Genomic DNA, 20871 nt, shown 5'->3' with positions numbered 1-20871 from the left:
GCGTATCCATGTGCAAGCTGGCCCCGGCCGCCGTTTGGGTTCATGCTGGGTGCCACCACCTCAACGGCAGGAGACACGTCATGGATATCAGGATGGAGCGGGACAGCCTGGGGGAGATAGCCGTCCCGGCGGACAGGCTCTGGGGGGCCCAGACCCAGCGCTCCCTGCATCACTTCAACATCTCGGGGGAGCGCCAGCCCATGGAGATCATCCATGCCCTGGCCCTCATCAAGTCCGCCTGCGCCCGGGTCAACCACGCCCTGGGGCTGCTCCCCGCCCGCAAGGCCCAGGCCATCATGGCCGCCGCCGACGAAATCCTGCGCGGCCTGCACGACGCCGAGTTTCCCCTGATGGTGTGGCAGACCGGCTCCGGCACCCAGACCAACATGAACCTCAACGAGGTGCTGGCAAACCGGGCCAGCGAACTGCTCGGCGGCCCCCGGGGGGAAGCGCGGCTGGTGCATCCCAACGACGAGGTAAACAAGAGCCAGTCCAGCAACGATGTCTTTCCGAGCGCCATGAACCTGGCGGCAGTCACCGCCATCACGCAGCGGTTGCTGCCGGCCCTCGCGGCCCTGAAGCAGACCCTGTCAGGCAAGGCCGCCGCCTTCGACCACATCGTCAAGATTGGCCGCACCCATTTGCAGGATGCCACTCCCCTCACCCTGGGCCAGGAGATCTCCGGCTGGGTCGCCCAGCTTGAACAGGGGGAGCGCCATCTACGGGCCGCCCTGCCCCATTTGTGCGAGCTGGCGCTCGGCGGCACCGCCGTGGGCACCGGCCTCAACTGCCCTCCCGGCTTTGCCGAGGCGGTGGCCAGAACCCTGGCCGAGCAGACCGGCCTGCCGCTCATCAGCGCCCCCAACAAGTTCGAGGCCCTGGCGGCGAGTGACGCCCAGGTTCACGCCCACGGTGCCCTCAAGACGCTGGCAGCCTCCCTCATGAAGATCGCCAACGACGTGCGCTGGCTGGCGAGCGGCCCCCGCAGCGGGCTGGGGGAGCTGCTCATCCCCGAGAACGAGCCCGGATCCTCCATCATGCCCGGCAAGGTCAACCCGACCCAGAGCGAGGCGCTCACCATGCTCTGCGCCCAGGTGATGGGCAACGATGTGGCCATCAACATCGGCGGCTCCAGCGGCAACTTCGAGCTCAACGTGTTCAGGCCGATGATCGCCTACAACGTCCTGCAGAGCGTGCGGCTGCTGGCGGACGGCATGCAGAGCTTCCACGACCACTGCGCCGTCGGCATCACCCCGAACCAGGCCAGGATCGACGATCTGCTCTCCCGCTCCCTGATGCTGGTGACGGCCCTCAACCCCCATATCGGCTATGACAAGGCGGCCGAGATCGCCAAGCGGGCGCACCATCAGGGGCTCAGCCTGCGGGAGGCGGCCATTGCCTCGGGCCACCTCAGCGCGGAGCAATTCGATGCCTGGGTGATCCCCGCTGACATGGTGGGTCGCACGCCATAAGGCAGCTCAGCGCACTGCAATCCCATGCCCGGGGCATACCAGCGCAGGTGGCAGGCGCAGCAAATAGGGACTGTGATGGGCAATAAAGATGAAAAGGGCGCCATGGCGCCCTTTTCATTGCAGATCTGCCGTCAGGTCTTGCTCTGGCAGTTGAACATCCAGTGGGTGCCGAACTTGTCCACCAGGGATCCGAAATAGTCACCCCAGAACATCTCCGCCAGCGGCATCTCCACCTGGCCTCCCTCAGCCAGGGCTGCGAACAGGCGATCGGTCTCGCCCCGGCTGTCCGGCTCCAGGTTGAGGTAGCTGTTATTGCCCTGTACCAGGGTGAACCCCATGCTGGCCGGAGCATCCGTGCCCATCAGCACGTGACCCCCAAGGATGGGCAAGGCCACATGCATCACCAGCTCCCCGTCTTCCTCCGACAAAGGGGGCTGGCCCGGGCAACCCGGGGACTCCTTGAACCTGTGGATGGGGCCGCTGAAGTCTCCGCCGAACACTTCGCGATAGAAGAGGAAGGCAGCCTCCGTCTCCCGGGCAAAATTGAGATAGGTACTGACACGCGCCATGGGTTTCTCCTTGTCACCGATAGCTGGCCCCTGTGGCCAGCTAACAGCATAGGAGAGCACGGGGCTCTGTCAGGTGGCGCTCCGCCCCCTTCTGCGCACGGGGGAGCCGCGCTCACAGCCCGGGCTCGGTCGAACACGCAAAAGCGCAACCCGATTCGCAGTGGGTTGCACCTCATGTAGGCATTCATAAGATGCATTGCCAACCCATTAATAATGCTGTGAAAAGCGGACAAGCGGCGGGCTTGAAAGGAGCCTGATGGAGACCGGATTCATGGAAGAACTCAACAATGTAACCAATACATTAAAATTTCTTGCTTGAAGGTTGCACCTGGTTGCACCATCATCGGCGAAATTTAACCGTCCGGTAATATTGTTACCTTCTAGACACAGGAAGTCCCATGGCCACTACCACCCTCGGCGTCAAACTCGATGAAGCGACCCGCGACCGCCTCAAACAGGCTGCGCAGACCCTGGATCGCACTCCCCACTGGCTGATCAAGCAAGCCATCTTCACCTATCTGGAGCAACTGGATCGCGGTCTGACCCCGCCCGAGCACTCCGGGCTGGCTGCCGCCGCCGGGGAAGAGGCCGTCGAGACCCTGACCGAGCAGGGCATCCAGGTCTTCCTCGAGTTTGCCGAGAGCATTCTGCCCCAGTCCGTGCTGCGGGCCGCCATCACGGGGGCTTATCGCCGCCCCGAGACCGAAGCCGTCCCCATGCTGCTGGAGCAGGCCCGTCTGCCCAAGGAGAAGGCTGACGCGACCCAGAAGCTGGCCATGGGCATCGCCGAGAAGCTGCGCAACCAGAAGAGCGCCAGCGGCCGTCAGGGCCTGGTGCAGGGGCTGCTTCAGGAGTTCTCCCTCTCCTCCCAGGAAGGGGTGGCCCTGATGTGCCTGGCGGAGGCGCTGCTGCGCATCCCCGACAAGGCGACCCGGGATGCCCTCATCCGCGACAAGATAAGCGGCGGCAACTGGAGCCAGCACCTGGGCCAGAGCACCTCATTGTTCGTCAATGCGGCCTCCTGGGGTCTGCTCATCACCGGCAAGCTGGTGGCCACCCACAACGAGGCGGGCATGAACAGCTCCCTCAAAGGACTCATCGGCAAGGGGGGTGAGCCGCTCATCCGCAAGGGCGTCGACATGGCGATGCGCCTGATGGGTGAGCAGTTCGTCACCGGCGAGACCATCGCCGAGGCGCTGGCGAACGCAGGCGGCATGGAGAGCAAAGGGTTCCGCTACTCCTACGACATGCTGGGGGAAGCGGCCCTGACCGAGGAGGACGCCAAACGCTATCTGGCCTCCTACGAGCAGGCCATCCACGCCATCGGCAAGGCCTCCCACGGTCGCGGCATCTACGAGGGGCCGGGTATCTCCATCAAACTCTCCGCCCTGCATCCGCGCTACAGCCGCGCCCAGTACGATCGCGTCATGGAGGAGCTCTACCCCACCTTGCTGGGCCTGACCCAGCTCGCCAGGCAGTATGACATCGGCATCAACATCGACGCCGAAGAGGCCGATCGCCTGGAGATCTCCCTCGATCTGCTGGAAAAGCTCTGCTTCGATCCGTCCCTCGCCGACTGGAACGGCATCGGCTTCGTCATCCAGGCCTACCAGAAGCGCTGCCCCTATGTGATCGACTACGTCATCGATCTCGCCAAGCGCAGCCGTCACCGCCTGATGATCCGTCTGGTGAAGGGCGCCTACTGGGACAGCGAGATCAAGCGCGCCCAGCAGGAAGGGCTGGAAGGCTACCCGGTCTATACCCGCAAGCCCTACACGGACGTCTCCTACCTAGCCTGCGCCCGCAAGCTGCTGGCGGTGCCCGAGGCCATCTATCCCCAGTTCGCCACCCACAACGCCCACTCCCTGTCTGCCATCTATCAGCTGGCGGGTCAGAACTACTACCCGGGCCAGTACGAGTTCCAGTGTCTGCACGGCATGGGTGAACCGCTCTACGAACAGGTGGTCGGCAAGGTGGCCGACGGCAAGCTGGGTCGCCCCTGCCGCATCTATGCTCCGGTGGGCAGCCACGAGACCCTGCTCGCCTACCTGGTGCGCCGCCTGCTGGAGAACGGGGCCAACACCTCCTTCGTCAACCGCATCGCGGACAACAACATCTCCCTCTCGGATCTGGTGCAGGATCCGGTGCAGCAGATCGAGCAGATGGCCGCCCGTGAAGGGACCCTGGGTCTGCCCCATCCGCGCATCCCCCTGCCCCGGGATCTCTACGGCGAGGCGCGCCCGAACTCCGCAGGTCTGGATCTCGCGAACGAGCACCGCCTGGGGTCACTCTCCGCCGCCCTGCTCGCCAGCACCAACACCGCCTATCAAGCCGTGCCCATGCTGGGTTGCGACACCGAGGCGCCGACCCAGTTCCAGCCCGTGCTCAACCCGGCGGATCACCGCGATGTCGTCGGTCAGGTGAGCGAAGCCACGGTAGCGCTGGTGGACAAGGCGCTCGCCTGCTCCCTCACGAGCGGCCAGATCTGGCAGTCCACCCCGCCAGCCGAGCGGGCCGCCGTGCTGGACAGGGCCGCCGACCTGATGGAATCCGAACTGCAACCCCTGATGGGCCTGCTGGTTCGCGAATCCGGCAAGACCTTCGCCAACGCCATCGCCGAGGTGCGCGAAGCGGTGGACTTCCTGCGCTACTACGCCGCCCAGGCGCGCAACCACTTCGCCAACGACACCCACAGACCGCTCGGCCCCGTGGTCTGCATCAGCCCCTGGAACTTCCCGCTGGCCATCTTCAGCGGCCAGGTGTGCGCGGCCCTGGCCGCCGGCAATACGGTGCTGGCCAAGCCTGCCGAGCAGACCCCCCTCATCGCGGCACAAGCGGTGCGCATCCTGCTGGAAGCGGGGGTTCCCGCCGGTGCGGTGCAACTGCTGCCGGGCCGTGGTGAGACCGTGGGTGCGGCGCTCATCGCGGACGAACGGGTGCGCGGCGTCATGTTCACCGGCTCCACCGAGGTGGCGGGCATCATCTCCCGCAACCTGGCCGGTCGCCTCGACGCCCAGGGTCGCACCATTCCCCTCATCGCCGAGACCGGCGGCCAGAACGCCATGATCGTCGACTCTTCCGCCTTGACCGAACAGGTGGTGATGGATGTCATCTCCTCGGCGTTCGACAGCGCCGGTCAGCGCTGCTCCGCCCTGCGAGTGTTGTGCGTGCAGGATGACGTGGCGGATCGGGTGATCAGGATGCTCAAGGGCGCCATGGCCGAGTACAAGGTAGGCAGCCCCGAGCACCTCTCCACCGACATCGGTCCCGTCATCGACGCCGAGGCCAAGGCCAACATCGAGCGCCACATCAAGGCCATGGGCGACAAGGGGCGCAAGGTGCACCAGATCGCCCGCACCCAGGGGGATGCCTGCAGCCGCGGCACCTTCGTGCTGCCGACCCTGATCGAGCTCGACAGCCTGGACGAACTGGGACGCGAAGTGTTCGGCCCTGTGCTGCACCTGGTCCGCTACCCGCGCACCCGGCTCGGGGAGCTGCTCGAGCAGATCAACGCCAGCGGCTACGGCCTGACCCTGGGTGTTCATACCCGCATCGACGAGACCATCGCCCAGGTGGTGAACGTGGCCAAGGTGGGCAACCTCTACGTCAACCGCAACATCGTGGGCGCCGTGGTCGGGGTGCAACCCTTCGGTGGGGAAGGGCTTTCCGGCACCGGTCCCAAGGCCGGCGGCCCGCTCTACATGTATCGCCTGCTCGGCGCCCGTCCCCAGGAGGCGGTGGCCAACCAGCTGCACCAGGAGTCCGGTGCCCTGCATGCCGAGGCGAAAGCCCCCCTCGTGGCCCTGCGCGACTGGGCGAGCAAGCAGGATCCGGCCCTCGCCGCCCTGTGCGATCACTACGCCGCGCTCTCCCAGAGCGGCCGTACCCAGCTGCTGACCGGCCCCACCGGCGAGCGCAACAGCTACAGCCTGCTGCCCCGGGAACGGGTGCTCTGTCTTGCCCAGGAGAAGGCCGACCTGCTGGCCCAGCTGGCCGCCTGTCTGGCGGTCGGCAGCCAGGTGCTGCTGCCGGACGATGCGCAGACACGCTCCCTGCTCTCTTCCCTGCCGACCGAGGTGCGGGATCCCATCGCGCTGGTGGCGGACTGGGCCACGGGGGAGACGGACTTCGATGCCCTGCTGCACCACGGCGACTCGGATCAGTTGCGAGAGGTGAGCAAGCTCGCCGCCGCGCGCCAGGCAGCCCGTAACGGCGCCATCATCGGTGTGCACGGCCTGCATCGCGGCGAGACCGACATCCCGCTGGAGCGCCTGCTCATCGAGCACGCCCTCTCGGTCAACACCGCCGCCGCCGGTGGCAATGCCAGCCTGATGACCATAGGCTAAGCGCCACATAGTGACGGAGACTCAAGCCCCGCAGATGCGGGGCTTGTTCTTTCGTCTCTGGGACACGCCCATGAAAAAGGCCGCCCTTGTCGGGGCGGCCTTTTTGTTCTCCCCTCGCGGGAGAAGGATGGGGGATGAGGGGCGACTCGCCTACACGTACTCCATAAAGACGCGGGAGGTGAGCTTGGTGATGAGCTCATAGGGAATGGTGCCGATCTGGTCGGCCACCCGCTCCACCGGCAGCCCTTCCCCCCAGAGCACCGCCTCGTCACCGGCCTTGTCGGTGGCGCCGGGGCCGAGATCCACCGTGGTCATGTCCATGGAGACGCGCCCCACCAGCGGCACGATGCGGCCATTGACCAGCACTGGCGTACCATTGGGGGCCATGCGCGGATAACCGTCGCCATAGCCGATGGCAATCACCCCGAGCCGGGTATCGCGATCCGACACCCAGTTGGCGCCATAGCCTACCGGCTCGCCCGCCTTGTGATCGCGCACCGCGATGAGCTGGGTCTTGAGGGTCATCACTGGCTGCAGGTCATAATCCGCCGCCACCGTATTGGGGAACGGCGACACGCCGTAGAGGATGACGCCGGGGCGCACCCAGTCGCAGTGGGAATCCGGCCACGCCAGGATGCCTGCCGAGTTGGCCATGGCGCGCTCGCCCGACAGCGGCGCAGTCAGCTGGCTGAACAAGTCGATCTGCTCGCGGGTGGTGGGTTGCTCCAGCTCATCGGAGCGGCTGAAGTGGGTCATGACGTTGAACGGCTGCACCACGTTCTTGCACTTGCCGAGGCGCTCGATAAAGGCGGGCATCTCCTCGGCCCGTACCCCGAGGCGGTGCATGCCGGTGTCGAGCTTGAGCCAGGCCACCACGGGGGCAGGCAGCTCGGCCTGCTCCAGCGCCTCGAGCTGCTCCCAGGTGTGCACCGCGGTCTGCAGGTTGTTGGCCGCCAGCACCGGCAGGTCGGCGGCGCTGAAGAAGCCCTCCAGCAGCACGATGGGCTTGACCACGGCGCAGGAGCGCAGCATCAGCGCCTCTTCGATGCGGGCCACCGCGTAGGCGTCCGCATCCACCAGGGTGCGGGCGACCGGCAGCAGGCCGTGGCCATAGGCGTTGGCCTTGACCACGGCAATGATCTTGCATTGGGGGGCGTGGCGTTTGACCACAGCGAGGTTGTGGCGCAGTGCCGCGGTATTGATTTGGGCGATAGCCGCTTTCATCTGTTTTCCCTTACGAGGGCATGATAATCAGGCACCGGGTGGTGTCAGCCCTCAAATCTCATCGTCTAAGGCCGGACCGGCAGAATTGTCGAACCGGGAAAACTGTTTATGGATGCCGGGAGCAGGCTCCCGGCTTACTTAGTAGTCATCATCAAACGCCGGGCCCGCGTAGTTGTCAAAGCGCGAGAACTGACCCTGGAAGGTGAGCCGCACTCGTCCTATGGGGCCGTTACGCTGCTTGCCGATGATGATCTCGGCGATCCCCTTGTCGGGGCTGTCGTCGTGATAGACCTCGTCGCGGTAGATGAACATGATCAAGTCCGCATCCTGCTCGATGGAGCCGGATTCCCGCAGATCCGAGTTGACCGGGCGCTTGTCGGCACGCTGTTCCAGGCTTCGGTTCAGCTGGGAGAGCGCCACCACGGGGCACTGCAACTCTTTCGCCAGCGCCTTGAGGGAGCGGGAGATTTCACCGATTTCCAGAGTACGGTTGTCAGACAGCGCCGGCACCCGCATCAGTTGCAGGTAGTCCACCATGATCATGCTGATGCCGCCGTTGTCCCGCGCCACCCGGCGGGCACGGGAGCGCACTTCGGTCGGGGTCAGGCCGGAGGAATCGTCGATGTACATCTTCCCCTTCTCCAGCAGCAGCCCCATGGTGGAGGAGAGCCGCGCCCAATCCTCGTCGTCGAGCTGGCCGGTCCGCACCTTGGTCTGGTCGATGCGCCCCACGGAGGCGAGCATACGCATGATGATCTGCTCGGAGGGCATCTCGAGGGAGAAGATCAGCACCGGCTTGTCGGCGGTGAGGGCCGCGTGCTCGCACAGGTTCATGGCAAAGGTGGTCTTGCCCATGGAGGGACGAGCGGCGACGATGACCAGATCCGAACGCTGCAGGCCGGCGGTCATCTTGTCCAGATCGTTGTAGCCGGACGACACGCCGGTCACCCCGTTGTGGGGGGTCTTGAACAGCTCTTCAATCTTGTCGACGGTTTGCTCGAGGATGAGCTTGAGGGGCTGGGGGCCCTCGTTGGCGCTGGTGCGTTGCTCGGCGATCTGGAATACCTTGCTCTCGGCCAGGTCCAGCAGATCGTTGGAGGTACGCCCCTGGGGCTCGTAGCCCGCTTCGACTATCTCGTTGGCGACCGAGATCATCTCCCGCACCACCGCCCGCTCACGCACGATCTCGGCGTAGGCACTGATGTTGGCGGCACTCGGGGTGTTCTTGGCGATCTCCACCAGATAGGCGAAGCCACCGGCCTCTTCCAGTTGCTCGGAGCGCTCGAGCTCCTCCTGCAGAGTGATAAGGTCGATGGGGTTGCCCGCATTGGAGAGGCGGGTCATGGCCTGGAAGATCAGGCGGTGCGGACGGCTGTAGAAATCCTTGTCGATCACCCGTTCGGCGACCCGATCCCAGGCCTCGTTGTCCAGCATCAGGCCACCCAGTACGGACTGTTCGGCCTCAAAAGAGTGGGGAGGTACTTTCAGCTGTTGTGTCTTGGCGTCTTTTTTCGCCGTCACTTGCTCTGCCATACACATAAAAACCGCAGCGGGAAGGGGACGGGAATTTTACAAAAGAAACCCCGCCATCGCGAGTGCTAATACGTCCCGTCATCGCATCCGGCGACAAGACGGGACCCTGGCCTCGTCAGCGTCATCCACTTCTGCGCCGCAGACCTGCCTCATAGTACGAGAAAGGGCCAGACCAGGGTCTGATCCTTCGTTCTTGCTCTTTGCTTGTTGCGCAACCTGCGCACCGAGCGACTCGGCCGTCTGTGTCTCATGGGCGCCTCCCCTGTCGGACGACTCAATCTGTTCATGAATAATTCATGCCATCCGTGATAATCATACCCGCAAGCTGCAACACAAAAAGGGACTGGCAGCCTGCCATGCGCCTCGCTGAGCTTGCACAAGCAGAGCATGCCCCCACCTACATGAGAGTGAAAGAGTCAAAATGAAAAAGATGCTGACCCTGTTTGCCCTGATCCTGGCCATTGGCCTTGGGGCACCCATCGCCGAGGCCAAGAAACTTGGTGGCGGCAAATCCTTTGGCAAGAGCTACAAGACGGCTCCGGCCCAACCTGCAGCCAAGCCGGTCGACACCAAGAACCCGACCGTGGGCGCTCAGGCACCCAAGAAAGGCGGCATGATGGGCGGCCTGCTGGGTGGTCTGCTGGCCGGCGGTCTGTTTGCCTACCTGCTGGGCAGCGGTGCCTTCGAAGGTCTGCAAGGGATGGACTTCCTGCTGATCGCCCTGCTGGCACTGGGTGGTGTCTTCCTGTTCCGAGCCCTGCGCAGGAACAAGGCGACAGCGGCCCAGCCACAGACGGCCTATGCGGGCTATCAACCGCCCCAGAGCGCGGCCCCCCAGCAGTTCGAGCAAAGCCACAACGCCCCGCAGGCCACCGGTTTTGCCGACAGCGACGTGCCCTTCCGTCTGCCCCCGGGCTTTGACATGAACGGCTTCCTGGCCGGTGCCCGCGATCACTACCGCACCCTGCAAGAGGCCTGGAACAAGAACGACCTGGAGAAGATCCGCGAGTACGTGAGCCCCGAGCTGTTCGAGCACCTCAAGGCTGAACGCGCCGAGCTCTCCGGTGAGCAGCACACCGAGGTGATGTACGTGGACACCCAGCTGGTCCGTGCCGACTACGGCAGCGACTGGGCCCAGGTGAGCGTGCGCTTCAGCGGCCGCTACATGGACCGTCAGGAGCAGGTCGAGGAGGACATCAAGGAGGTGTGGCACCTCGAGCGTGATCTCGCCAAGGACAATGCCCCCTGGCATATCGTCGGCATCGAGCAGCTCTAAGCACGCTCCTCCGGCAAGCATGATAAAGGCGACTTCAGGGTCGCCTTTTTATTGCCATCAGATCGTGTCATGCCCTATTTCGGGGCAGCTTCCCGTAGCAGGATATATTTCCCGAGAGACACTGCTGATGATATTGAAAATAAAAAGAGAGGCAGCCATGGCTGCCTCTCTTTTTTATTGGCTCGGGGTGCAGGGATTATTTGCAACCCTCTACCGAGGTGGAGTTGATATAGCTGACCTCGCCGGCCGGCTGATAATCGGCGACCTGAATGGTCTTCTTCGCCGCGATATAATCCTTCAGCACACCGGCATCCACCAGACCGGCATTGATGGTGTCGATCTTCGGATAACCGTCACCACCGGCCGCGCTGAAGCTCGGGATGGAGAAGCTGTAGGTTGCTGCCGGATCGAAGGCCTTCCCGCCGATGGTGGCGATGTCCACGCTCTTGGCCTGGCAATCCACCGTCATCTTGATGCCGCCGAACTGGGCATAGCCACCGGTATTGGCGGTCTTGGTCGCAACCTGACCCAGGTAGGTCAGCAGCTCGTTGCCGCTCATGGTCGCCTTGTTGACGGTGTTGCCGAACGGATGCACGGTCAGCACGTCACGGTAGCTGATGTCCCCTGCCGCGATGGAGGCACGCACCCCGCCGGAGTTGACGATGCCAAAGTCGGTGCTCAGCTTCTCGGCAGTCGCGGTGGTGATGAGACGACCCAGGTTGGTCTGCTTGTTGCGCACGTTGGCGCGCTCACCGTCCAGTACGCCATCGGTGGCACCGATGACCACACCCAGCTCCTGCTGTCCCTTCTCCTGATAGGTGAGCAGGGTGTTGTAGAGCTCGGGATCCTTGACGATCTCTTCCTGGATGAAATCACCGTCCGCATTCTTCAGGTTGACCGGGATCAGATCGTACTGGGTCAGGGTCAGCTTGCCATTCTGATAGTCAAACTGGGCACGACCCACATACTTGCCCCACTCGTGAGCCTGCATGATCCAGGTGCCGTTCTGCTGATCCGGCTGGCAGTCGTCGCCCGGCTTGAAGTCGGCGTACTTGTCCGGGGTGCCCGGCTCCATGCAGACCGGGTTCTGGGAGTGACCACCGATGATGGCGTCCAGAGTACCTGCCGGCAGCGCACGGGCCATCTCCACGTCACCCGGTGCGTTGCTGCCGTGCTGACCATTCTCGTAATGGCCCATGTGGGTGATGGCAAGAACCAGGTTCGCCTCTTTGTTGTCGCGGATTTGCTTGCCGAGATTGGCGGCTTCCGTGGTCGGATCGCGGAACTCGAGGGTCTGGACGTTGTTGGGATCCACCAGCTGGGCGGTGTCCTCTGTGGTCAGACCCAGCACGGCGACCTTGAGGCCGCTCTCCAGCTTGAACACCTTGTAGGGATCGAAGTAGCGCTTGCCGCTCGTCTTGTCATAGATGTTGGCGGAGATCATCGGGAACTGGGCCCACTGACGCTGTTTCTCGAGGATGGTCAGGGGGTTGTCGAACTCGTGGTTGCCCACCGCCATGGCATCGTAACGGATGCTGTTCATGGCCATGAAGTCCGGCTCTGCATCCTGCAGATCCGACTCTGGCACCCCGGTGTTGACGTCACCGCCGGAGAGCACCAGCACTTCGCTGCCCGCCGCTTTCGCCTCGGCACGCAGCCGCTCGACCAGGGTCTTCTGGGCCGCCATGCCATATTCGCCCTTGTCGTTGTGCCAGAAACGACCGTGGGTATCATTGGTATGCAAAATGGTCAGCTTGCAGACATTTTCGGTGCAGGGGGCGACGCTGTCGTTGCTTGAGGTATTGCAGCCGCTCAATGCGGCAAGCACTGCCAGTGCGATACTTCCTTTGACAAATTTATAATTCATTTCCATATCACCTTGTTATTTTGTTATTGGACGACCCTATCCAGGATCGGGCGGTAATATAACAAACAACATGTGACGGTTTTTCATCGGCGACTCACAAATTCCGCCAAATGTGATCATCCACGCAACCTGTTTCCCCTATTTGGAACAGAGGCACCCCACTCGCAGAGCAATTTCCCCCATGATGGCAGCCCGCCGGTAACGGTTATGGCATACTGCCCGCCAATCAATGCCAAGGAGTGCCTGGAATGGCCAAGTACGACAAAATTTCCCCCGAAACCCAGCAGGAGGCGATGAAGATCGCCCGTGCCAACCAGAAGCCGGGGCAGACCAAGGAGCAAACCCAGCTCATCGCCCAGGGGATCCAGAAGGGCATAGACGAATACAAGAAACAGATGAAGGCGAAGGCCCGCGAGGCCAGCCGCCAGAAGAAACTGCAAGCCAAAGCCAGGCACTCTTCCCAAGAGACGCCGGAAGAGGAGAGCGAAGCCGAGGTCATCGAGCTCACCCGCCAGCACCCGCTGCCCTGGATCCTGCTGGTGCTGAGCTGGCTGGTATTTGCCGTGCTCTGGTTCTGGTTCCGCTGATCCTGCCCAGGCAAACATTTGCCATGCGATCCGCTTCACAGCCCGGGCGCGGGGGACTGGTCATTCCCCACCCGGACTGCCTACACTCTGCCCCCCTTGTCAGGAGACTCTCATCATGAACCCGGCCCCGCTCTATCTGCTGGCTCCCCTCGCCCTCTTCCTCGTGACCCTGGTGCTCTATCGCATCTCGCCACTGCGGGCGGTCGCCACCGGCCATGCCCGCTGGTTTATCCTGCCCGCCTTCACCCTCTTTATCCTGCTCATCGTCATCAATGGCGCTGCGGATCCCGCCCTGAGAAGCCCTGCTTTCCACTGGCTGATGCCGGGGTTCGGCTTTGCCCTGAGCCTGTTCCCTGCCCTGCCCAAGGCGCTGGTACCGCGCCTGGCTATCAAGGAGGGAGCCTTTGCTGCCCTGGGTCTGATGCTGATGAGCCTTGCCATGGTCTACTGATCGGCAAGCGCTGGCGTCACGATGGCGCCAGCCCCCTTCTTGTACAAAGAATGGCCTTCAGGCATCTTGATGGGCGGATAACCGGCATGGAGGCCAGATGAACAATCCGCCCGATTTCATGGCGCTGTGGGATTATCAGGATCCCGTTGCCAGCGCCCAGCGTTTTCAAGCACTGCTGCCCGAGGCGCGTGCCGCCAACCTGCAATGGGAGCTGGAGCTCCTCACCCAGATAGCCCGCACCCATTCGCTGCAACGCCAGTTTGCACAGGCGCACCAGCTGCTCGACGAGATAGAACCCCGCCTCACCGAGGCGACTCCACGGGCCCGCCTGCGCGCCTTGCTGGAGCGTGGCCGCACCTTCAACTCCGCCGGTGACAAGGCCAGCGCCAGAGCCCTGTTTGAACAGGCCTGGCAACTGGGAGAGCAGTACGAAGAGCACTATCTGGCCATCGATGCGGCCCACATGGTGGCCATCGCCGCCCCCCTGGAGGAGCAGAGCCACTGGCACCAGCTGGCGATGACCCTGGCCGAGCGCAGTCACGACAAGCGGGCACGAGGCTGGCTCGCCACCCTCTATAACAATCAGGGCTGGACCCTGTTCGAGCTGGGTCGCCTCGACGAGGCCATCGCCTGTCAGCAAAAGTGCCTGGCCTGGCACGAGCAGCACAACAACCAGGGCAAAGCCTTTATCGCCCGCTGGAGTCTGGCGCGCCTGAGCCGGGCCCAGGATCGCCATGAACAGGCCATGGCCGAACTGGCGCAGTTGCGCGACGACATGACCGCCGCTGGCACCCCCGAGGATGGCTATGTGTTCGAGGAGCTGGGGGAGAATGCGCTCGTGCTCAATGATCCCGCGGCGCCCGAATACTTTGCCCGCGCCTGGTTTCTGCTGTCACAGGATGGCTGGTTCACCGCCAACGAGGCAGAACGACTGGCCAGGCTCAAGCAGCTCGCCAAACTCTGATAAGCGTGCGGGGCGACCAATTGGCCGCCCCGCACATCAGCATGTCTGCCCGGGAGCAGAGGTGACGGCTCAGGCCGGACTCGCCTCTTCCCAGCTCTGCTTCTTGCGATAAATCGTGGAAGGGCTTATTTCCAGCAGGGCCGCCGCCTTGGGGATGTTGCCGTCACAACTGGCGATGGCCTGCTCGATGGCCTCCTTCTCCACCTGCCAGAGCGGACGGACCTGCCTGCGAACGACCACGGGATCTGACTGGGGATCCGCGATCCCGACCACAGGCTCCGGGGCCAGGGTACGCCCCCCGTTGAGGGGAGGTGGCAGGATATCCGGGCTCACCAGCTCGCCATCATTGAGCACCACTATGTTGCGTACCACGTTTTGCAGCTCGCGCACGTTGCCGGGCCAGGGGTAGTCGAGCAGCACCTGCACTGCGTCCGCATCAAAATCCCTGAACCGCTTGTTCTCCTCACCGGCATAACGCAGCAGCAACTCCCGGGCCAGCAGCAGGATGTCCTCTCCCCGCTCCCTCAGGGGGGGCAGCGCCAGCGGGATCACGTGCAGGCGGTAGTAAAGGTCTTCACGAAACCGTCCGGCCTTGACCTCCACCAGGGGATCCCGGTTGGTGGCGCAGACAAAGCGCACATCCACCGTCTCCAGCTTGCCGCTACCGACCCGCTGCAGGGTGCCGGTCTGAATGAAACGCAGCAGCTTGCTCTGCAGGTCGAGATCCATCTCGCAGATCTCGTCGAGGAAGAGGGTACCGCCGTCCGCCAGACTGGCCGCCCCCTTGCGATCCCCCTGGGCACCGGTAAACGACCCCTTCACGTGGCCGAAGATCTCGCTCTCCATCAGGTCATGGGGAATGGCAGCGCAGTTGAGGGCGATGAAGGGCTGATCTCGACGCGGGCTGCACTGGTGGATGGCCTCGGCGCACACCTCCTTGCCGGTGCCGCTCTCGCCAGTGATGAAGACGGTAGCCTTGCTCGGCGCCGCGCTCTCGATGATGCGATAGACCGCCTGCATCGCCATGGAGGCGCCGATGAAACCGGCAAAGGAGCTGCGCTCGAAGTTTTCCCGATACTGGGCCACCAGCGAGCTGAGTTGCTGGTGCTTCAGGGCATTGCGCGCCGTGGCGCACAGGCGCTTGCCATCGAACGGCTTGGTGAGAAAATCGAAGGCCCCGAACCGCATCGCCTCCACCGCCACATCCACCGAGCCGTGAGCGGTGATCACCACCACGGAACAGGGCAGTTGCCGCTCCGTGATCTGCTGCAAGATGTCCATGCCGGACATGTCGGGCAACTCCAGGTCGAGCAGCACCACGGGGGGCGGGCTTGCCAGCAATTGTGCCAAAGCCTGCTGGCCACAATCTGCCAGCTGCACCTCGTAGCCATCCTGGGCCAGATACTGCTCATAGACGACCGCCAGACTGCGGGTATCTTCCACCAACAGGACACGGGGTTTGCTTTCAGCCACGAGATCCATCCTTGCGCTTGATTTTGTTGTCTATTCTGGGGGCTAGCCGCCACACACTCAAGACGGCCTCATCGCTTTATCCGGGGGATTGCGACAATACACAAGCAAAAACGGCTCCCTGGGGAGCCGTTTTTATGGTGCTTTGAGCTTATTTCTTGGCGTTGTCGCCATCGGCAGCCGGTTTTTCGATGGCCAGCAGCTCTACGTCAAATACCAGCACGGCGTTGGCCGGGATGGAACCTGCACCGTGCTCGCCATAGGCCAGCTTGGACGGCAGGAAGAACTTGAACTTGGAGCCGACCGGCATCAGTTGCACCCCTTCGGTCCAGCCCGGGATCACCTGGTTGAGCGGGAAGGTAGCCGGCTCGCCGCGATCGACGGAGCTGTCAAACTTGGTGCCATCGGTCAGGGTACCGGTGTAGTGCACCTTGACGATGTCGGTGGCCTTCGGCTTGGCGCCGTCACCCATCTTCTCGACCTGATATTGCAGGCCGGACTCAGTGCTCTTCACGCCCTCTTTCTTGGCGTTGGCAGCCAGGAACTCTTCACCCTTCTTCAGGTTTTCCACGGCATCCTTGTCGGCCTTCGCCTTGGTCAGCTCGTTGATCTTGGCGTCGTATTCCTGCAGAACCTTCTGGATCTCCTCGTCGGTCATCTTGGCTTCTTTGCCCAGACCGTCGGTGACACCCTTCAGGATCACGGTGTTGTCCAGCTTGATGCCGAGCTCCTGCTGGCGCTCCAGGGTATTGGCGATATAACGACCCATGGAGAGGCCGATCGCATAGCCGGATTGCTCTTCAAAGCTCTTGGCCTCAGCCTTGGGGGCCTCTGCCGGCTTGCTGGCTTCTGCCTTGACCTCTGCGGTGTTGGTCGCAGCAGGTTTCTCATCTTTTTGGCAAGCAGTCAGACCGACGGCAACCGCCGCAGCCAACAGGGACACCTTCAGAAAATTGTTCATCAGTTTCTCCAAAACTCTAAATACCGCTCTCGGTTCCTTCGTGAAATGAGAGGTTTATCGTGATAAGCGCCTTATACTAACGCCGTGATCGCAGGTAACGAAAGCATGAGACAGGAAAAATGATCAAAAGTGCCATTTATCTCATCGGTATTTGCCTGATGCTGACGGGGTGCGAACAACGCTCACTTCCCAGCCAGCAGATCCGCCTCGCCAACCAGGGTCTGCTGAGCGCGGATCTCGCCAGTTCCGGCAAGCTCGCGCTCGTCTCCAGCCTGGGTCAGGGCACTGTGGTGTGGGATCTGGAACAGGGCAAAGAGCGCTGGCGCTGGCGCCAGAGCGATGACCAGGAGGAGTTCGTCACCCTGACCCGCTTCTCCCCCGATGACAGCCATGCCATCACCGCCACCCAACACACCTTCGCCATCTGGCGCTTGCAGGATGGCCGCTCCCAGGGCTACTACTCCCTGCCAGAATCCCGCCTGCGCGATGCGGCGATCTCGGCGGATGGCCGCCAGGTGCTCATCGGCCGTGAAGACGGCAAGGCGGAAGTGGTCGACACCCAGACCGGACGCCGGCTGCAATTCCTCGGCCACACCGAACAGGTCAACACGGTGGATCTCTCCCCCAATGGTCGCTATGCCCTCACCGGCGGCAACGATTACAGCGCCTATCTGTGGGATACCCGCACGGGCCAGGTGGTGTGGCGCTTCAACCACGCCGGGCGAGTCGTGATGGCGAGACTGGATCCGTCCGGACGCTTCGCCTTCACCGCAGACAGTCGCCAGGCCAGCATCTGGGATCTCAAAACCGGCAAGGAGCACAGCCGGTTGCAATATGATCACCGCTTCGAGGTCTACACCAGCGCCCGCTTTGCCAACGGCGGCAACTGGCTCATCACCGGTGCCCCCTCCCGCCAGCTCACTCTGTGGCAGGTGAGTGACGGCCAGCCGTTGCAGAGCTGGCGCGTCTCGCCCCATCCCAAGGTGAAACCGCCTAGCGCTGTGGTCTATGGCGTGGCTTTGCGCGACAATGACCACCTCGTCAGTGCCAGCTCCAGTGGCCTGGCTGAAATCTGGACTATCAAGTAAGGACCAAAAGGCCCATGAGTCAGCAACTAAACGAACGCCTCGAAACCCTGGAAAGCCGCCTCGCCTTTGCCGAATATACGGTGGAGCAGCTCAACGACGAGGTCACCACCCAGGGTCGCGAGCTGGACCGGCTCAAACACCAGATCCATCTACTGGTGGATAAATTGCAGAGCGTACAGCCGAGCCAGATCGCCAGCATGGCCGAAGAGACGCCGCCACCGCACTACTGATGAGTGCCAGCCATAAAAAAACCCGCGCCATGCGCGGGTTTTTTTATCATCGGCCAGGCCGTGATCAGTGCTGATGGCCCTTGCCACCACAACCGCCACCACCGCAGCAACCACCGTGACCGTGATCGTCGCCGTGATCGTGTGCATGGTTGTGACCATGGCCGCCACAGCAGCCACCGTGGTCATGATCGTGATCATGGCCGTGATCATGGTCATGACCATGATCGTGACCGCAGCCACCGGCGCCGTGCACATGGCCATGGGCCAGCTCTTCGGCGGTCGCGGCACGTACGTCCTTGATCTCGACCTTGAAGCCCAGGGTCACGCCAGCCAGGGGATGATTGCCGTCCACCTTGATGAACTCCTCGGACACCTCGATGACGGTCACCGGGCGGTGGCCGTCGTCGGTCTCGGCCACAAAAGTATCCCCTTCAGACACTTCCATACCGTCGAACAGCTCGCCGGGCACTTCCTGCACCAGATTCTCGTCGTACTCGCCATAGGCCTGGTTCGGCGTCAGGGTGACGTCGAACGCCTCGCCCACGCTGCGACCTTCCAGCTCGGCTTCGAGGCCGGAGACCAGGTAACGGGTACCGTGCAGATACACCAGCGGCTCTTTACCGACAGTGGTGTCGATGACTTCACCGTGTTCGTCGGTGACCGTGTATTCCAGCGTAACCACGCTCAGGGGAGCTACTTTCATGTCAGGGATCCTGCGGATAGAAAAAAACGGGCTCAGAATACCTCAAAAAGGCAGACAAGCATATGGTCGGCCCGGCTTCAGTGTGATGAAAAAGTCATCAACAGCGACCAGCCTGACCGACGTACCATCACCTTGAGGCATGGCACTCACTCGGGACGAAACACCCCTATCACCTGCTCCGCCTCGCGCGTCGCCTTGTCCACCTGCTCCTGGGTCTGCACCTGGGTATCCCCGCACTCGACACAGGTCACCTTCTCGACTCCATGCTCCATATACAGCATCATGGTGTCCATCTTGCCGCACGCCGGGCAAACCGCCCCGGCAATGAAGCGTTTTTTACGTCTGGTTTCCATTTTTGTTACCTCCAGGCAGCATCATATCAGGGTTTTTACATGCATCACGCCATCGAATATCAGCATTTTTCCACTTCCACCCTTCAGGTCGGCCCCCGCAAACGCTCCCCCATGGGCCAATTGCTGCGCGTCACCCAGGGGGCGGCGCTGCTGAAATTGGGTGCCCATGAGCTGCTGCTGACACCTGGCAGCCACTTCTGGCTCTGTGCAGATGCCCTCGCCGCCTTCACCCCTCTGGCTGACTGCCAGCATGATCTGCTGGCCTGCTCCGTGCGGGTGCCCCAGCCCGCCCAGGCTGGCTGGTTGCAGGCAAGCCCGTTGATGGACGCACTGCTGGACAGCCTGGCGGCCTGGTCACGCCCCCGCGACTGGCAAGGCCCCTATGGGCAGCGGCTGCAGGTGGTGGGGGATGAGTTGCACGGCTGCACCATCTCGTCCCTGGGGGATCAGGCACTGCAAGACGCCTGGCAAGCCCTGGCCAGAGCACAGCCGGATAGCGTGGCAGCCTGGCAGACCCTGCTGGGCACTCGCGGTCTCGAGGGCCCGGACGCCCGGGCACTGCAGGATCAGTGGCAACTGTTGCAGGGGATTCGCCTGCTGCGAAGCGGCAGCGCACCGTCACAGGTGGTGAGCAGGCTGGGTTATCGGGATGAAAGCGCGCTGGCCGAGGCTCATCTGCAATGGCTCGGGGCGCCCCTCTCCCCTCAGCCGTCCGCGACCCGATAAGAGAGGCATAAAAGGATGGCAAAAGAAATCCAGTTTTGCGGCTCACCGCCGCTAACAACAAAGGAGTCATTCATGTCACCATCCTTTATGCTGAACACCCGATTGACCGTCACCGACTAGATCAACAGGACATCCGCCATGACGAGCAAGGCCAACCAATCCCAGGGCATGTTGCTGTTCCACCTCTCTGCCAGACAATCCTTCGCCATCGGTACCCTCAAGGTGAAGGAGATCGTGCCCTACACCCAGCTCACCGCCCTGCCACAATCCCATCCCACCGTGCTCGGGGCCGCCAGCATGCGCGGCACCACCATCCCGGTGATCGACATGGCAATGGCCGTGGGCTATCGCCCCATCAGCCGGGAGGAGATGCCCCACTGCTTCATCATCATCACCGATTGCCGCCGCACCCTGGTGGGCTTTCTGGTGCGGGGCATCGACAAGATCACCGAGTGCAACTGGCGTGACATCGAGCCGCCCCCTCCCTCCTTGGGACAGAACGTCTTCGTCACCGGCGTGACCCGGGTGGGAGAACAGTTGATCCAGTTGCTGGATGTGGAACTCATCCTGTCGCGGGTCTATCCGGACGATCCCAGCCATCTCTACCCCGTGCTGACCGACGTGCAGCGCGAGCGGCTCAAGCCGATGCGGATCCTGCTGGTGGACGACTCCTCCGTCGCCCGTCGCCAGCTCATGGCGGCGCTCGATTACATCAACATCCCCTACGAGGTCTGCACCAACGGACGCGACGCCCTCACCCTGATGCAGACCCGGGTCTCCCAGGACACGCGGATCGACATTCTGGTGAGCGATATCGAGATGCCGGGGCTGGATGGTTACGAGCTGGCCTTCGAGGTGCAGAGCGATGCCAAGCTGGCGGGAGCCTACATCATCCTGCACACCTCCCTCTCCAGCGAGATCAGCGTGGAGCGGGCCCATCAGGTCGGCGCCCACGAGGCGCTCACCAAGTTTGAAGCCAACGAACTGATCCAGGCCATGCTGCGCGGCGCCGAGCACCACGATCGTCTGATGGCCTGATGTCGCGGCGAGC

At 62.9% G+C, this 20871-nt stretch carries 18 protein-coding genes; 10 read left to right on the top strand and 8 right to left on the bottom strand.

Annotated features, from left to right (window positions below; all coding sequences use genetic code 11):
* Positions 1–80 precede the first annotated feature (80 nt).
* Positions 81–1472: a class II fumarate hydratase gene (gene fumC / locus AB5Y89_RS07940; protein ID WP_368223399.1), complete on the top strand. Its 1392-nt coding sequence runs from the start codon at positions 81–83 to the stop codon at positions 1470–1472.
* Between the two features lie 131 nt (positions 1473–1603).
* Here the strand turns inward: fumC and AB5Y89_RS07935 are convergent, their stop codons facing one another.
* On the bottom strand, positions 1604–2041 hold the full coding sequence (locus AB5Y89_RS07935; RefSeq protein ID WP_010673262.1) for a VOC family protein: 438 nt from the start codon (positions 2039–2041) through the stop codon (positions 1604–1606).
* Between the two features lie 398 nt (positions 2042–2439).
* Here AB5Y89_RS07935 and putA point away from each other — a divergent pair, with 398 nt between their 5' ends.
* Positions 2440–6387: a trifunctional transcriptional regulator/proline dehydrogenase/L-glutamate gamma-semialdehyde dehydrogenase gene (gene putA, locus AB5Y89_RS07930; protein WP_182976035.1), complete on the top strand. Its 3948-nt coding sequence runs from the start codon at positions 2440–2442 to the stop codon at positions 6385–6387.
* Between the two features lie 150 nt (positions 6388–6537).
* Here the strand turns inward: putA and alr are convergent, their stop codons facing one another.
* Both alr and dnaB read right to left on the bottom strand, forming a co-directional pair.
* Positions 6538–7611 (bottom strand): alanine racemase, encoded by a 1074-nt coding sequence (alr, locus tag AB5Y89_RS07925; RefSeq protein ID WP_045523714.1) that lies wholly within the window; start codon positions 7609–7611, stop codon positions 6538–6540.
* 138 nt (positions 7612–7749) lie between these two features.
* Entirely contained in the window at positions 7750–9144 is a 1395-nt protein-coding gene (gene dnaB, locus AB5Y89_RS07920) for a replicative DNA helicase (RefSeq protein WP_039040054.1), read from the bottom strand.
* A 421-nt stretch (positions 9145–9565) separates the two neighbouring features.
* Between dnaB and AB5Y89_RS07915 the strand changes: the two genes are divergently transcribed.
* Positions 9566–10420 (top strand): Tim44 domain-containing protein, encoded by an 855-nt coding sequence (locus AB5Y89_RS07915; RefSeq protein WP_368223397.1) that lies wholly within the window; start codon positions 9566–9568, stop codon positions 10418–10420.
* Positions 10421–10616: 196 nt separating this feature from the next.
* Here the strand turns inward: AB5Y89_RS07915 and ushA are convergent, their stop codons facing one another.
* Positions 10617–12287, bottom strand: a complete 1671-nt coding sequence (ushA, locus tag AB5Y89_RS07910) for a bifunctional UDP-sugar hydrolase/5'-nucleotidase UshA (protein ID WP_041211202.1) — start codon at positions 12285–12287, stop codon at positions 10617–10619.
* A 248-nt stretch (positions 12288–12535) separates the two neighbouring features.
* Here ushA and AB5Y89_RS07905 point away from each other — a divergent pair, with 248 nt between their 5' ends.
* From AB5Y89_RS07905 to AB5Y89_RS07895, 3 genes are all read left to right on the top strand, one after another.
* Positions 12536–12874, top strand: a complete 339-nt coding sequence (locus AB5Y89_RS07905; RefSeq protein ID WP_010673255.1) for a DUF2956 domain-containing protein — start codon at positions 12536–12538, stop codon at positions 12872–12874.
* Between the two features lie 115 nt (positions 12875–12989).
* The gene (locus AB5Y89_RS07900; RefSeq protein WP_368223395.1) at positions 12990–13325 is read left to right on the top strand and encodes a hypothetical protein; all 336 of its coding nucleotides are present in this window, start codon (positions 12990–12992) and stop codon (positions 13323–13325) included.
* Between the two features lie 97 nt (positions 13326–13422).
* Positions 13423–14289, top strand: coding sequence for a tetratricopeptide repeat protein (locus AB5Y89_RS07895; RefSeq protein ID WP_368223392.1), 867 nt, complete (start codon positions 13423–13425; stop codon positions 14287–14289).
* Positions 14290–14358: 69 nt separating this feature from the next.
* Here the strand turns inward: AB5Y89_RS07895 and AB5Y89_RS07890 are convergent, their stop codons facing one another.
* On the bottom strand, positions 14359–15762 hold the full coding sequence (locus AB5Y89_RS07890) for a sigma-54-dependent transcriptional regulator (RefSeq protein ID WP_368223389.1): 1404 nt from the start codon (positions 15760–15762) through the stop codon (positions 14359–14361).
* A 148-nt stretch (positions 15763–15910) separates the two neighbouring features.
* Entirely contained in the window at positions 15911–16720 is an 810-nt protein-coding gene (gene fkpA, locus AB5Y89_RS07885; protein WP_029313875.1) for an FKBP-type peptidyl-prolyl cis-trans isomerase, read from the bottom strand.
* A gap of 119 nt (positions 16721–16839) precedes the next feature.
* On the opposite strand from fkpA, the gene AB5Y89_RS07880 reads away from it, so the two are divergent.
* Both AB5Y89_RS07880 and AB5Y89_RS07875 read left to right on the top strand, forming a co-directional pair.
* A complete protein-coding gene (locus AB5Y89_RS07880; protein WP_041211198.1) occupies positions 16840–17808 on the top strand; it encodes a WD40 repeat domain-containing protein in 969 nt (322 codons plus the stop codon).
* A gap of 14 nt (positions 17809–17822) precedes the next feature.
* Positions 17823–18038, top strand: a complete 216-nt coding sequence (locus tag AB5Y89_RS07875; RefSeq protein WP_010673249.1) for a SlyX family protein — start codon at positions 17823–17825, stop codon at positions 18036–18038.
* 64 nt (positions 18039–18102) lie between these two features.
* Here the strand turns inward: AB5Y89_RS07875 and AB5Y89_RS07870 are convergent, their stop codons facing one another.
* A complete protein-coding gene (locus AB5Y89_RS07870) occupies positions 18103–18741 on the bottom strand; it encodes a peptidylprolyl isomerase (RefSeq protein ID WP_010673248.1) in 639 nt (212 codons plus the stop codon).
* Between the two features lie 146 nt (positions 18742–18887).
* A complete protein-coding gene (locus AB5Y89_RS07865; RefSeq protein WP_010673247.1) occupies positions 18888–19094 on the bottom strand; it encodes a YheV family putative zinc ribbon protein in 207 nt (68 codons plus the stop codon).
* A 39-nt stretch (positions 19095–19133) separates the two neighbouring features.
* Here AB5Y89_RS07865 and AB5Y89_RS07860 point away from each other — a divergent pair, with 39 nt between their 5' ends.
* On the top strand, positions 19134–19820 hold the full coding sequence (locus tag AB5Y89_RS07860; protein WP_368223388.1) for a hypothetical protein: 687 nt from the start codon (positions 19134–19136) through the stop codon (positions 19818–19820).
* A 138-nt stretch (positions 19821–19958) separates the two neighbouring features.
* Positions 19959–20858: a chemotaxis protein gene (locus AB5Y89_RS07855; RefSeq protein ID WP_368223386.1), complete on the top strand. Its 900-nt coding sequence runs from the start codon at positions 19959–19961 to the stop codon at positions 20856–20858.
* Positions 20859–20871 lie beyond the last annotated feature (13 nt).

Origin of the sequence: Aeromonas sp. s4, assembly GCF_040907855.1 — a bacterium.
GTDB lineage: Bacteria > Pseudomonadota > Gammaproteobacteria > Enterobacterales > Aeromonadaceae > Aeromonas > Aeromonas caviae.
Note: the sequence above shows the minus strand (reverse complement) of the source record. Positions and strands in the feature narration are given on the sequence as shown.

Bases quoted from the DNA above. Each gene is read 5' to 3' on its own strand.
- fumC (WP_368223399.1), top strand. From the start codon at position 81: ATGGATATCAGGATGGAGCGGGACAGCCTGGGGGAGATAGCCGTCCCG.
- AB5Y89_RS07935 (WP_010673262.1), bottom strand. From the start codon at position 2,041: ATGGCGCGTGTCAGTACCTATCTCAATTTTGCCCGGGAGACGGAGGCT.
- putA (WP_182976035.1), top strand. From the start codon at position 2,440: ATGGCCACTACCACCCTCGGCGTCAAACTCGATGAAGCGACCCGCGAC.
- alr (WP_045523714.1), bottom strand. From the start codon at position 7,611: ATGAAAGCGGCTATCGCCCAAATCAATACCGCGGCACTGCGCCACAAC.
- dnaB (WP_039040054.1), bottom strand. From the start codon at position 9,144: ATGGCAGAGCAAGTGACGGCGAAAAAAGACGCCAAGACACAACAGCTG.
- AB5Y89_RS07915 (WP_368223397.1), top strand. From the start codon at position 9,566: ATGAAAAAGATGCTGACCCTGTTTGCCCTGATCCTGGCCATTGGCCTT.
- ushA (WP_041211202.1), bottom strand. From the start codon at position 12,287: ATGAATTATAAATTTGTCAAAGGAAGTATCGCACTGGCAGTGCTTGCC.
- AB5Y89_RS07905 (WP_010673255.1), top strand. From the start codon at position 12,536: ATGGCCAAGTACGACAAAATTTCCCCCGAAACCCAGCAGGAGGCGATG.
- AB5Y89_RS07900 (WP_368223395.1), top strand. From the start codon at position 12,990: ATGAACCCGGCCCCGCTCTATCTGCTGGCTCCCCTCGCCCTCTTCCTC.
- AB5Y89_RS07895 (WP_368223392.1), top strand. From the start codon at position 13,423: ATGAACAATCCGCCCGATTTCATGGCGCTGTGGGATTATCAGGATCCC.
- fkpA (WP_029313875.1), bottom strand. From the start codon at position 16,720: ATGAACAATTTTCTGAAGGTGTCCCTGTTGGCTGCGGCGGTTGCCGTC.
- AB5Y89_RS07880 (WP_041211198.1), top strand. From the start codon at position 16,840: ATGATCAAAAGTGCCATTTATCTCATCGGTATTTGCCTGATGCTGACG.
- AB5Y89_RS07875 (WP_010673249.1), top strand. From the start codon at position 17,823: ATGAGTCAGCAACTAAACGAACGCCTCGAAACCCTGGAAAGCCGCCTC.
- AB5Y89_RS07870 (WP_010673248.1), bottom strand. From the start codon at position 18,741: ATGAAAGTAGCTCCCCTGAGCGTGGTTACGCTGGAATACACGGTCACC.
- AB5Y89_RS07865 (WP_010673247.1), bottom strand. From the start codon at position 19,094: ATGGAAACCAGACGTAAAAAACGCTTCATTGCCGGGGCGGTTTGCCCG.
- AB5Y89_RS07860 (WP_368223388.1), top strand. From the start codon at position 19,134: ATGCATCACGCCATCGAATATCAGCATTTTTCCACTTCCACCCTTCAG.
- AB5Y89_RS07855 (WP_368223386.1), top strand. From the start codon at position 19,959: ATGACGAGCAAGGCCAACCAATCCCAGGGCATGTTGCTGTTCCACCTC.